Source organism: Burkholderia sp. 9120, from assembly GCF_000745015.1.
Taxonomy (GTDB): Bacteria; Pseudomonadota; Gammaproteobacteria; order Burkholderiales; family Burkholderiaceae; genus Paraburkholderia.
In genome coordinates, this window is sequence record NZ_JQNA01000002.1 from 2,776,141 (window position 1) to 2,788,803 (window position 12,663).

A 12,663-nucleotide genomic window follows, 5' to 3' on the forward strand; every position below is an offset into this window, starting at 1 on the left:
TTTCTAGTCAATTTCTTAGAAAGGAGGGCGTGATGAACGCCGCAGTAATCGATTCCCAAGCTTCCCAGGACTTCATTGTTGCCGACATGTCGCTTGCCGACTGGGGCCGCAAGGAACTGACCATCGCCGAGACGGAAATGCCCGGCCTCGTGCAAACGCGCGAAGAGTACAAGGCGCAGCAACCGCTGAAGGGCGCGCGTGTGGCAGGTTCGCTGCACATGACGATCCAGACCGGCGTGCTGATCGAGACGCTCACCGCGCTCGGCGCCGACGTGCGTTGGGCCTCGTGCAACATCTTCTCGACGCAAGACCACGCTGCCGCCGCGATCGCCAAGGCCGGCGTGCCGGTGTTCGCGTTCAAGGGCGAATCGCTCGACGAATACTGGGAGTTCTCGCACCGCATTTTCGAATGGCCGAACGGCGAATTCGCCAACATGATCCTCGACGACGGCGGCGACGCCACGTTGCTGCTGATCCTCGGTTCGAAGGCGGAGAAAGACCGTTCGGTGATCTCGAAGCCGACCAACGAAGAAGAAGTCGCGCTGTACAAGTCGATCGCGTCTCACCTGGATGCGGATCCGACGTGGTACTCCACGCGCCTCGCGCACATCAAGGGCGTGACGGAAGAAACCACCACCGGCGTGCACCGTCTGTATCAGATGGAAAAGGAAGGCCGCCTGCCGTTCCCGGCCTTCAACGTCAACGATTCGGTCACCAAGTCGAAGTTCGACAACCTGTATGGTTGCCGTGAGTCGCTGGTCGACGGTATCAAGCGCGCAACCGACGTGATGATCGCGGGCAAGATCGCGGTCGTGGCGGGTTACGGCGACGTGGGCAAGGGCTGCGCGCAATCGCTGCGCGGTCTGGGCGCCACCGTGTGGGTGACCGAAATCGATCCGATCTGCGCACTGCAGGCGGCGATGGAAGGCTACCGCGTCGTGACGATGGAATACGCGGCGGACAAGGCCGACATCTTCGTGACGGCAACCGGCAACTTCCACGTGATCGGCCACGATCACATGGCGGCCATGCGTCACAACGCGATCGTCTGCAACATCGGTCACTTTGATTCGGAAATCGACATTGCGTCGACCCGTCAGTACCAGTGGGACAACATCAAGCCGCAAGTCGACCACATCATTTTCCCGGACGGCAAGCGCGTGATCCTGCTGGCTGAAGGGCGCCTCGTGAACCTGGGTTGCGCGACGGGCCACCCGTCGTTCGTGATGTCGAACTCGTTCACGAACCAGACGCTCGCGCAGATCGAACTGTTCACGCAGGGCGAGAAGTACGAGAACAAGGTCTACGTGTTGCCGAAGCATCTGGACGAGAAGGTCGCACGCCTGCATCTGGCACGCATCGGCGCAAACCTGACCGTGCTGTCGGACGAGCAGGCTGGCTACATCGGTGTCGACAAGAACGGCCCGTTCAAGCCGAACCACTACCGCTATTAAGCACGTGGGCGGTTTGACGGCATGACAGTTTGACGACAGGGCGGCGCATCATGCGCCGCTTTGTTCGCCATCGCCGCCTTTTCTGCGCTTTTTTCCGCGCGTTTCTGCGTTACCGCACATCCTGCTTGAAAGGAGCTCTACATGACCGTGCTGCTGACCTGGCTGATCAACGCGCTCGCGCTCCTGATCATCACCTACCTCGTTCCGTCGATCCATATCCGCAGTTTCGGCACCGCCCTGATCGTCGCGGTGGTGCTCGGCTTGATCAATACCGTCCTGCGGCCGGTGCTGATCCTGTTGACGCTGCCCGTCACGATCGTCACGCTCGGGCTTTTCATTCTGGTGGTCAATGCGCTGTGCTTCTGGCTGTGCGCGTCGCTGCTGAAGGGCTTCGAAGTGTCGGGTTTCTGGTCGGCGTTCATCGGCTCGATTCTGTACAGCATCGTTTCGTGGATCCTGTCCGCGATTATTTTCGGCAACCGCAGTCTCGGTTGACCTACTGAATCATGAACCCCATCGAACTTTCATTCGAATTCTTCCCGCCGAAAACCGCGGAAGGCGTCGACAAGCTGCGCGCCACGCGTGCGCAGCTCGCGCCGCTCAAGCCCAAGTTCGTGTCCGTCACGTTCGGGGCGGGCGGCTCGACGCAGCAGGGCACGCTCGACACCGTCGTCGATATCGCGAAGGAAGGCATCGAAGCGGCGCCGCACGTGTCGTGCATCGGTTCCTCCAAAGACAGCCTGCGCGCGATTCTCAACGAGTATCGCGCGCATGGCATTCGCCATATCGTCGCGCTGCGCGGCGATTTGCCGTCCGGCATGGGTGAGGTCGGCGAGTTGCGTTATGCGTCGGAACTGGTGAGCTTTATCCGCGCCGAATTCGGCGACTGGTTCTGGATCGAGGTGGCCGGCTATCCGGAGTACCACCCGCAGTCGCGCTCGCCGCGTCACGATATGGACAATTTTGTGCGCAAGGTGAAGGCCGGCGCCAACTCGGTGATCACGCAGTACTTCTTCAATGCGGACGCCTATTTCCGTTTCGTCGACGACGCGCAGAAGCTCGGCGTGGACGTGCCGATCGTGCCAGGCATCATGCCGATCACGAACTACTCGCAACTGATGCGTTTCTCCGAGATGTGCGGCGCGGAAGTGCCGCGTTGGGTTGCGCGCCGGCTGGAAAGCTTCGGCGACGACCGCGAGTCGATTCGCGCGTTCGGGCTCGACGTGGTGACGGACCTCTGCGAGCGCCTGCTCGACGCCAAAGTGCCGGGTTTGCATTTCTACACGCTGAATGGCGCCGCGGCGACCAAGGCGATCTGCGAACGCCTGAACGCCTGAACGCTTAAGATCCGGTTTGCCTGGATCTGGGCAAAAAACCGCGCGGCCGATGCAAGCCGCGCGGTTTTTTTTGCGCCGCACCAACCGCGCGCCGTCGCGCCCGGCAAGCTGCGGGTCTCAAGAGCCGCCTGAAATAGCCACGGCCGCTATGCTTTTTCTGATCCCACCCTCTGCAGCGCGTCGGCCGGCCAGCGCCGATGGGCGGAGCGCCTTATGCCCTAAAGGTTTCCGATCGTCAACACGGGTAATTTCCTCCGCTTGTTGCCCCGAGCCAAGCTCAAGTAAGATCGCGCTACGCTGGCGATAGCCGGCCCCGATCCTGGAGGAAACATGAAGCAAAACAATCTGTTGCGCGCCGTGCGTGTTACGACGCTCGTCGCCGCCGCAGCGGCATCGATGGTGGGCGCCAGTGTCGCGCGCGCCGAGATTCCGAATAAAACCCTGGTTTACTGCTCAGAAGGCAGTCCTGCGGGTTTTGATCCGGCCCAATACACCACGGGCACCGACTTCACGGCTAACACGTTCACCGTCTACAACCGCCTCGTCGAATTCGAGCGCGGCGGCACCAAGGTCGAGCCGGGCCTCGCCGAAAAGTGGGAAGTCTCCGCGGACGGCAAGACGTACACATTCCATCTGCGTCACGGCGTGAAGTTCCAGACCACGTCGTTCTTCAAGCCGACCCGCGAATTCAACGCGGACGATGTCCTGTTCACGTTCCAGCGCATGCTCGACCCGAACTCGGCGTTCCATAAGGCGTACCCGGTCCAGTTCCCGTACTTCACGGACATGGGCCTCGACAAGCTGATCACCGGCGTCGAAAAGGTCGACCCGTACACGGTCAAGTTCACGCTGAAGGAAGTCAACGCACCGTTCATCCAGAATCTGGCGATGGAATACGCGTCGATCCTGTCGAGCGAATACGGCGACCAGTTGATGAAGGCCGGCAAGGCCGCCGACATCAACCAGTACCCGGTGGGCACGGGTCCGTTCATTTTCCGCAGCTACACGAAAGACGCGACGATCCGCTTCGACGGCAATCCGGATTACTGGAAGCCGAACGCGGTGAAGATCTCGAAGCTGATCTTCTCGATCACGCCGGACGCCGGCGTGCGCGTGCAGAAGATCAAGCGCGACGAATGCCAGGTGATGAGCTATCCGCGTCCGGCCGACATCGCGCCGCTGAAGGCTGAAGCCAACATCGACATGCCGTCGCAACCGGGCTTCAACCTCGGCTACCTCGCGTACAACGTCACGCACAAGCCGGTCGACAAGCTCGAAGTGCGTCAGGCGCTCGATATGGCGATCAACAAGAAGGCGATCATCGACTCGGTGTATCAAGGCGCGGGCCAGGCCGCAACGAACCCGATGCCGCCGACCCAATGGTCGTACGACAAGAACCTGAAGAGCGCGTCCTACGATACGGACAAGGCCAAGGCGCTGCTCGCGAAGGCCGGCTTCCCGAACGGCTTCGACATCACGCTGTGGGCAATGCCGGTGCAACGCGCCTACAACCCGAACGCCCGTCTGATGGCGGAAATGATCCAGGCCGACTGGGCCAAGATCGGCGTGAAGGCGAAGATCGTCACGTATGAATGGGGCGAGTACATCAAGCGCGCGCACGCGGGTGAAGACGACACGATGCTGATCGGCTGGACCGGCGACAACGGCGATCCGGACAACTGGCTCGGCACGCTGCTCGGCTGCGAAGCGGTGAACGGCAACAACTTCTCGAAGTGGTGCTACAAGCCGTTCGACGATCTGGTCCAGAAGGGTCGCGTCACGTCCGATCAAGGCGCGCGCACCTCGGCGTACATGCAGGCGCAGCAGATCTTCGCGCAGCAACTGCCGTTCTCGCCGATCGCTCACTCCACTGTTTACCAACCGGTCAGCAAGAAGGTGGTCGACATGCGCATTGAACCGCTCGGCTACGCGCGCTTCGACGGCGTCAGCGTCAAGTAATTCGCCAGGCGAATCGTAATAGTTACGCAGTACGCTTTTCGCACGGTTAGAAAACTGGTCGAAATGGTCCGGCGACCGGGGTCACAAGCCCTCGTCGCCGGTTGCGTTTTTTCTTCATCAAGACCATAGGGACAAAACCATGTTCCGCTTTGTTTTGCGCCGCATCGGCATGGTGATTCCGACTTTCATCGGCATCACGATCCTTGCGTTCGCGCTAATTCACCTGATTCCGGGCGACCCCATCGAAGTGATGATGGGCGAGCGCGGCGTCGATCCCGCCATGCACGCCGCGGCGCTGCACCGACTCGGGCTCGACGAATCCCTGCCGATGCAGTACATCCACTACGTCGGCCGTGCGCTGCATGGGGACCTCGGCACGTCGATCATCACCAACACCAGCGTAATGGGTGAATTCCTCGCGCGCTTTCCCGCCACGATCGAACTGTCGATCTGCGCCATGCTGTTCGCGCTGATCGTGGGCTTGCCCGCCGGCGTGTTCGCGGCGTTGCGACGCGGTACGGTGGTCGATCACGGCGTGATGGGCACGGCTTTGACCGGCTACTCGATGCCGATCTTCTGGTGGGGTTTGATCCTCATCATGGTGTTCTCCGTGAAGCTCGGCTGGACGCCGGTGTCGGGCCGCATCGCGGTCGAATACGACATTCCGCACGTCACGGGTTTCATGCTGATCGACGCGATGATGTCGACCGACGAAGGCGCGTTCAAATCCGCGCTGAGCCATCTGATCCTGCCGGCGATCGTGCTCGGCACGATTCCGCTGGCAGTCGTCGCGCGAATGACGCGTTCGTCGATGCTCGAAGTGCTGCGCGAGGATTACATCCGCACCGCGCGCGCGAAGGGCTTGTCGCCGGGCCGCGTGATCATCGTGCATGCGTTGCGCAATGCGCTGATTCCGGTCGTCACGGTGATCGGTTTGCAGGTCGGCACGCTGCTCGCGGGCGCGGTGCTGACCGAGACGCTGTTTTCGTGGCCGGGTATCGGCAAGTGGCTGATCGACGCGATCAGCCGGCGCGATTATCCGGTGGTGCAGGGCGGTATCCTGATGATCGCCACGCTGGTGATCGTTGTGAACCTGTTCGTCGACCTGTTGTACGGCGTGCTCAATCCACGCATCCGCCATACGAGGTAAATCACTATGGCCGACATTCAAAATACAGTCCCCCAGGCAGTGACGCCGTCCAGTGGCCGCGCTATCGCGGCCCGTGAATTCTGGGCGAATTTCTCGCGCAACCGAGGTGCGGTCGGCGCGGGCATCATCGTGCTGGCATTGATCTTCATCGCGATCTTCGCGCCGTTGATCGCGCCGCACAGCCCGATCGAGCAATACCGCGACAACGTGAAGATTCCGCCCGCCTGGCTCGACGGCGGCAACTGGAAGTTCATTCTCGGCACCGACGAAGCGGGCCGCGACATCCTCTCGCGTCTCATGTACGGCGCGCGGCTGTCGTTCTGGATCGGCTTCGTTTCGGTGGTGCTCGCGCTGATTCCGGGCATCGTGCTCGGCTTGATCGCGGCGTTCTTCGAAAAGTGGGCCGATACGCCGATCATGCGCATCATGGACGTGCTGCTCGCGTTGCCGTCGCTGCTGCTCGCGGTCGCGGTGGTGGCGATCATCGGTCCCGGTCTCGTCAACACGATGCTGGCGATCGCGATCGTCGCGTTGCCGGGTTATGTGCGTTTGACGCGCGCGTCCGCGCAGGGCGAGTTGCAGAAGGAATACGTGACGGCGTCGCGCGTGGCGGGCGCGGGCACCTTGCGGCTGATGTTCTCGCAAGTGCTGCCGAACTGCACCGCGCCGCTGATCGTGCAGGCCACGCTGGGTTTCTCGTCGGCGATTCTCGACGCGGCCGCGCTCGGCTTTCTCGGCCTCGGCGTGCAACCGCCGTCGGCGGAGTGGGGCGCGATGCTGGCTTCGGCACGCGATTACATCGACAACGCCTGGTGGATCGTCACGTTGCCCGGTCTGTCCATCGTGATCTCGGTGCTGGCGATCAACCTGCTCGGCGACGGGCTGCGCGATGCGCTCGACCCCAAACTGAAACGGATGGCGTGATATGACGAATCTATTGACCATCCGCAACCTGGCGGTGAATTTCAACGGGCTGCCTGCGGTCGACCGCATCAGCCTCGACGTGGCGCCGGGCGAAGTCGTCGGCGTAGTCGGCGAATCCGGTTCGGGCAAGAGCGTCACGATGATGGCGCTGATGGGCCTGATCGACGCACCCGGCAAAGTCACCGCCGACGAAGTCACCTTCAACGGCCGCGATCTGCTGAAAGCCTCGGCGAAGGAACGCCGCAAGATCATCGGCAAAGACATCGCGATGGTGTTTCAGGACGCGCTCACCAGTCTGAATCCGAGCTACACGGTCGGCTATCAGATCAAGGAAGTGCTGAAGCTGCACGAAGGCCTGCGCGGCAGCGCGCTGGACAAGCGCGCATTGGAACTGCTGGATCAGGTCGGCATTCCCGACCCGAAAGGCCGCATCGGCTCGTTCCCGCATCAGATGTCGGGCGGTATGAACCAGCGCGTGATGATTGCGATGGCGATTGCCTGCAACCCGAAGCTGCTGATCGCCGACGAACCGACCACCGCGCTCGACGTCACGATCCAGGCGCAGATCATGGAACTGCTGATCAAGCTGCAGAAGGAACGCGGCATGGCGCTGGTGCTGATCTCGCACGATCTGGCGGTGGTGTCCGAGGTCGCGCAACGCGTCGCGGTCATGTACGCTGGCGAAGTGATCGAAACCAACCAGGTGCCCGATATCTTCGCCGCGCCGCATCATCCGTACACGGAAGCGCTGCTGGCGGCGATTCCCGAGCACAACGTCGGCGCGGTGCGGCTGGCCGCGTTGCCGGGCATGGTGCCGGGGCGTGACGATCGGCCCAAAGGGTGTCTGTTCGCGCCGCGCTGCAAGTACGTGGCCGACGACTGCACCAAGGCGCGCCCGGCGCTGGCGCCGCTGCAAGGCCATGCCGAGGTGGCGCGCGTGCGCTGCATCAAACCCCTGAACCTGAGCGGCGACGCCAACGTTCACACCCATGGAGGCGCACGATGAACGCAGTACCCGAAACGCGGCGCCAGTCGAACCATGCGGGCGATCACGTGCTGGTTGCCGACCAGCTCGCGCGTTACTACTCCGTCAAGCGCGGCATGTTTTCCTCGGGCACCGTGAAGGCGCTCAACGGCGTGTCGTTCGCGCTCGAACGCGGCAAGACGCTGGCGGTGGTCGGCGAATCCGGTTGCGGCAAATCGACGCTGGCGCGCCAGCTCACCATGATCGAAGCGCCCAGCGCGGGCCGCTTGATGATCGACGGTGAAGACGTGGCGGGCGCGGATCACGCGAAGATCGCGGCGTTGCGGCGGCGCGTGCAGATGGTGTTCCAGAATCCGTTTGCATCGCTCAATCCGCGCAAGACCGTCGAGCAGACGCTCGGCGAACCGCTCGCGATCAACACGCAACTGAGCGCGACCGAACGCGCCGAACGGATCGCGCAGATGATGCGCACCGTCGGCCTGCGTCCGGAACACGCGAAGCGCTATCCGCATATGTTCTCCGGTGGTCAGCGCCAGCGTGTGGCGATTGCCCGCGCGATGATTCTCGACCCGCAGATCGTGGTTGCCGACGAACCCGTGTCGGCGCTCGACGTGTCGATCCAGGCGCAGATTCTGAATCTGTTCATGGATCTGCAGGAACAGTTCAAGACCAGCTACGTGTTCATCTCGCACAACCTCTCGGTGGTCGAGCATATCGCTGACGACGTGATGGTGATGTACTTCGGCGGCGTCGCGGAACTCGGCGACAAGAAGCGGATTTTCTCGAACCCACGGCATCCGTACACGCGCGCGCTGATGTCGGCCACGCCGTCCATCTTCGAAGCGGATCGCACCATCAAGATCAAGCTGCAAGGTGAGATGCCGTCGCCGCTGAATCCGCCGTCGGGTTGCACGTTTCACCTGCGCTGCCCGTATGTGATCGACCGCTGCCGCAGCGAAGAACCGAAGCTGCGCGAAGTGGATGGCCGCCAGGTGTCGTGTCACCGCGCCGAGGAGGTGGGGGACGTGGATGCCTGATGGGGTGGCGGCGCGTCGTTTTACGCGCCGCTCGCGTGATGGCGGCCGCCGTGCCGCTTCCGCGCGGCGCTGGAAGACGCGTGCGCTGACCGGCGTCGCGCTGGCCTGTTCGGTATTCGGCATCGGCCTGGTTTTGCCGCCGGGCATGACGTCGGATTTGATGCCGATCGGGCTCGCGCAGGCGGCCGGGGCGGCCGCCAATGCGCCTGGGCAAGCCGGGCGTCCCGCAGCACCACTGCCCAGCATGCCGGCGCCGCCGCGCGCCAGCTTGCCGGGTTTCAATCCGCCGCCCGCTTCGCCGGGCACCACGGCAAGCGGCCCGGTGCGTCAACAGCCGGCGCGCATGCCGTTCTACGTCGCGACACGCGGCACCACGACCATTTATGTTCTGGGCACGCTGCATGTCGGCGACCCCGCCGACTATCCCGCCAAACAGCCGTTCCGCGCGCCGATCCTCGGCGCTCTGGCGGCGTCGCCGACTTTGGCGCTCGAACTCTCACCCGACGAACTGCTCGTCTCGCAGGACGACGTGTCGAAGTACGGCGTGTGCCGGCGCGACTGTCTGCCGGGTCTGTTGCCTGATCCGTTGTGGCGCAAGCTGGCCTTTCGTCTGCGGGGCAATCCCGCTGCGCTGGACGCGATCAAGAAGATGCGGCCGTGGCTCGCGTCGCTGGTGGTCGAAACCTACGATTCATTGAGCGCCGGCCTGCAAACCGAGTACGGCACGGAAGCGCAATTGCAGAACGTGTATATCCGCACGCGCGGCAAGATCGTCGGACTCGAAACCTTGCCGCAACAGATGCGCGCATTCACCGGGCTCTCGCTCGCGCAGCAGCGCGAGATGCTGGCGCAGGACCTCGTGCAGACGCCCGCGGAAAACGTCGAAGACGTGCGGACGTTGCACCGCCTGTGGCGCGTCGGCGACGCCGATGCGATCGCCGCCTGGCAGGCGGCCAAATCCGAAAAACTCGCGCGTGACCAGCGCGTCTCCGATTCGATCGACAACCGTATCGTCTACGAACGCAACCGGCGTTTCGTGTCGCGCATGTTGCTGATCGCCGCACCGAACAAACCGGTGTTCGTGGCGATCGGCGCATTGCATCTGGGTGGCCGCAAAGGCGTGTTGCAATTGTTGCGGCAGCACGGTTTCATCGTGGACGCGTACTGACATTCGCTCCGCGTGCTGAGCGCGAGGCACGCTTGATTGACACCGCATCCTAAGCCGGGTTGGCCGTTCGGCCAGAACAGGAACAAGGTTCCACACCGCCAGTCCGACGCTGACGTGTGCCGCAAAATGCTCGCGGCGCACGCTGACGTAGCCTGCCTTCGCATGCTATGCTGTATGTACAAACGTCAATACAGGTGGCGCGTGCTTTTTGAATGGGACGAAATTAAGAATCAGATCAACATCCGCAAACACGGCATCGACTTCGGCGATGCGATCGACGTGTTCAATCATCCTGTACTGACGGCGCTGGACCAGCGCGAAGACTACGGCGAGGAGCGCTGGATTGCGTTGGGCTGTATTTCGGTGGTCCTGGGTGTGGTGGTGTATGTCGAGCGAGACGAAAATGTGCTGCGGATCATTTCAGCGCGCAAGGCAACCCGCCACGAAGTCACGCAATACAAGCAGCGTATCTGGCACTGACTGAAACCGGCGCCATCGCGGCAAACAAGCAGAGGTGAAATGATGAAAAAGAAATCGGCAACAGACTGGAAGCGGCTTGCATCGTCCAAAGACGAGCAGATCGATACGAGCGAAATGCCCGAACTGGCCGGCGACTTCTTCGAGCGCGCCGAACTGCATGTTCCGCCGAAGCAGGCGGTGACCATGCGCCTCGACGCGGACGTGCTGAGCTGGTTCAAGGAGCAGGGGCAGGGTTATCAGACGCGCATCAACAAGTTGTTGCGCGCTTACATGATGGCGCAGCAGCGTCGGCGGCCTTAACCTCGCGTCGCGCGCGGCTGGGCGGCGTGTTGAGAGACGCTGTGAGCGGGCGTCGCGTGGGTTTTAATGGCGGCCGTTGCGTAGCGCTTCAGACACCTGCTCGACCACCGGCGCCCAATCGCCCAGCGTCGTCTGCCGGAACAGCGTCATGCCGGGATACCACGGCGAATCGCTGCGCGTCTCCAGCCAGCGCCAATCGGAGTTGGCGGGCAGCAGCAACCACACCGGCTTGCCCAGCGCACCGGCCAGATGCGCAACGCCCGTGTCCACCGCGATCACCAGGTCGAGATTCATGATCAGTGCGGCGGTGTCTTCGAAGCTCACCAATTCCGCGGTGAAATCGTGAGCGCGGAAAGCGGTCGGCGCGTCGGCCAACTGCGCGTGCGCGGGACCTTTCTGCAGCGCGTACCAGGCCACGTTGTCCAGCTCGCCGAGCCGGTGCAGTTCGGTCAGCGTGATCGAACGGTAGCGGTCGTTGCCGAAGGTCGGGCTGCCGGCCCAGACCAGTCCGACTTTGCGCAGCGTCTGACCGGCGGCACCCATGCGCTTGCGCCACGCGTCGATCTTTTCCGGCTTCGCAAATAAATACGGAACCTCTGCGGGTAGGGTGGATAACTCCGTGCCGATGCATGATGGCACGCTCATCATCGGCACCCAGAAATCGTAGTGAGAATCGGGCTGGCCGCTGAATGCGCGGCGCACGCCCCGTGTGCGCTCCGCCAGCGGCAGCAAAGGCTCGCGCACGCGGAGGTCGACCGTTGCGCCGAGCCGTTCGAGCACGCGCGCAAAGCGCAGGAACTGGAAGTGATCGCCGAAACCCTGTTCGCCGACCACCAGCAGATGGCGTCCGGCAAGCGGCTCGCCGCGCCATTCGGCCACGCCGGGAATCGCGAGCGCGTCGTAGTCGCTTTGCCGCCAGCGCCGCGCAAAGACAACCCAGCCCTGCTTATAGTCGCCACGCTTGAGCAATAGCCACGCGAGGTTTTGATGCGCGTCCGCGTAATCCGGATCGAGCGCCAACGCGCGGCGATAGAAAACTTCCTCCTCGTCCAGTCGGCCCTGCGCGCCGAGCGAACCGCCGAGGCACACCAGGTGAACCGGATTCGGCTTGAGCGCAACCGCGTGCCGGTAGTGCGCTTCGGCGCCCGCATAGTCGCCGCGCTTACCGATCAGGCTGCCCAGGTTGATATGCGCTTCCACGTAGTCCACTCGCAGCGCCAATGCTTGCTCGAAGCTGGCGATGGCCGCTTCGTGATGTCCAAGCGCGTTATGCGCGTTCCCCGCGTTGAAGTGCGCCTGGGCCGATTGCGGATCGAGCGCCAGCGCGTGGCGATAGCACGCGAGCGCTTCGTCGAAACGTTCGAGCCTGGCCAGCGCCGTGCCGAGATTCAGATGAACGTCGACCATCGCGGGGTTCGACGCCAGCGCCTGCCGGTAGTGTTCGAGCGCTTCGCCGAACGCGCCTTGTGCTTGCAACGTGACGCCGCGGTTGTTGTGCGCGTCGGCGAAATCCGGTTGGCGTTGTAGCGCCTGGTCGTAGCAAATCAGCGCCTCGTCGGCATGGCCGAGTGCGGCGGCCACGAGACCGCGGTTGCTCCAGCAGGCAGCGTCGTCGCGGTCGAGCCTGAGCGCGTCGCTCATCAACCGTGCGGCGGTTTCATGATCGCCGCGCTGATAGTGCAGCACGCCGAAGTAGTGCAGGACGCGCGGATTGGCGGGATCGAGTGCCAGCGCCTGGCGGTACAGCGATTCGGCGGCGCGGGGCTGGCCCGTTCGATGTGCGGCGAGTGCGGCGTCGATCAACGCGGCGAGATGGGACGGCGGCGAGTCGCTACGCGCGTCGTCGACGTGGGAAGGTTGTTCCATGAA

General features: G+C 63.0%; 12 protein-coding genes. 11 read left to right on the forward strand and 1 reads right to left on the reverse strand.

Features of this window, described 5'->3' with window-relative positions:
• Positions 1-32 precede the first annotated feature (32 nt).
• The 11 genes from ahcY to FA94_RS20585 all read left to right on the forward strand — a co-directional run bounded on the left by ahcY (position 33) and on the right by FA94_RS20585 (position 10,794).
• Positions 33-1,454, forward strand: coding sequence for an adenosylhomocysteinase (gene ahcY, locus FA94_RS20535; RefSeq protein ID WP_035554555.1), 1,422 nt, complete (start codon positions 33-35; stop codon positions 1,452-1,454).
• A 141-nt stretch (positions 1,455-1,595) separates the two neighbouring features.
• Entirely contained in the window at positions 1,596-1,949 is a 354-nt protein-coding gene (locus FA94_RS20540; RefSeq protein WP_035554557.1) for a phage holin family protein, read from the forward strand.
• Between the two features lie 11 nt (positions 1,950-1,960).
• Positions 1,961-2,791: a methylenetetrahydrofolate reductase [NAD(P)H] gene (metF, locus tag FA94_RS20545; RefSeq protein ID WP_035554559.1), complete on the forward strand. Its 831-nt coding sequence runs from the start codon at positions 1,961-1,963 to the stop codon at positions 2,789-2,791.
• A 330-nt stretch (positions 2,792-3,121) separates the two neighbouring features.
• Positions 3,122-4,750: an ABC transporter substrate-binding protein gene (locus FA94_RS20550; RefSeq protein ID WP_035554561.1), complete on the forward strand. Its 1,629-nt coding sequence runs from the start codon at positions 3,122-3,124 to the stop codon at positions 4,748-4,750.
• Between the two features lie 139 nt (positions 4,751-4,889).
• Positions 4,890-5,900 carry an ABC transporter permease subunit gene (locus FA94_RS20555; RefSeq protein ID WP_035554563.1) on the forward strand — a complete coding sequence of 337 codons (1,011 nt, stop codon included), beginning with the start codon at positions 4,890-4,892 and terminating at the stop codon, positions 5,898-5,900.
• Between the two features lie 6 nt (positions 5,901-5,906).
• Entirely contained in the window at positions 5,907-6,824 is a 918-nt protein-coding gene (locus FA94_RS20560; protein ID WP_035554565.1) for an ABC transporter permease subunit, read from the forward strand.
• Between the two features lies 1 nt (position 6,825).
• Positions 6,826-7,830 carry an ABC transporter ATP-binding protein gene (locus tag FA94_RS20565; RefSeq protein ID WP_035554567.1) on the forward strand — a complete coding sequence of 335 codons (1,005 nt, stop codon included), beginning with the start codon at positions 6,826-6,828 and terminating at the stop codon, positions 7,828-7,830.
• Positions 7,827-8,846, forward strand: coding sequence for a peptide ABC transporter ATP-binding protein (locus tag FA94_RS20570; protein ID WP_035554569.1), 1,020 nt, complete (start codon positions 7,827-7,829; stop codon positions 8,844-8,846). The genes FA94_RS20565 and FA94_RS20570 overlap by 4 nt, the downstream gene beginning before the upstream one ends.
• Positions 8,839-10,014, forward strand: a complete 1,176-nt coding sequence (locus FA94_RS20575) for a TraB/GumN family protein (RefSeq protein ID WP_035554571.1) — start codon at positions 8,839-8,841, stop codon at positions 10,012-10,014. The genes FA94_RS20570 and FA94_RS20575 overlap by 8 nt, the downstream gene beginning before the upstream one ends.
• A 36-nt stretch (positions 10,015-10,050) precedes the next feature.
• Positions 10,051-10,494 (forward strand): BrnT family toxin, encoded by a 444-nt coding sequence (locus FA94_RS20580; protein ID WP_231584992.1) that lies wholly within the window; start codon positions 10,051-10,053, stop codon positions 10,492-10,494.
• Positions 10,495-10,533: 39 nt separating this feature from the next.
• Complete coding sequence (locus tag FA94_RS20585) at positions 10,534-10,794, forward strand: BrnA antitoxin family protein (protein ID WP_231584993.1); 261 nt, start codon at positions 10,534-10,536, stop codon at positions 10,792-10,794.
• Between the two features lie 63 nt (positions 10,795-10,857).
• Here FA94_RS20585 and FA94_RS20590 read toward each other — a convergent pair whose 3' ends face one another.
• Positions 10,858-12,660 carry a tetratricopeptide repeat-containing glycosyltransferase family protein gene (locus tag FA94_RS20590; RefSeq protein ID WP_035554573.1) on the reverse strand — a complete coding sequence of 601 codons (1,803 nt, stop codon included), beginning with the start codon at positions 12,658-12,660 and terminating at the stop codon, positions 10,858-10,860.
• Positions 12,661-12,663 lie beyond the last annotated feature (3 nt).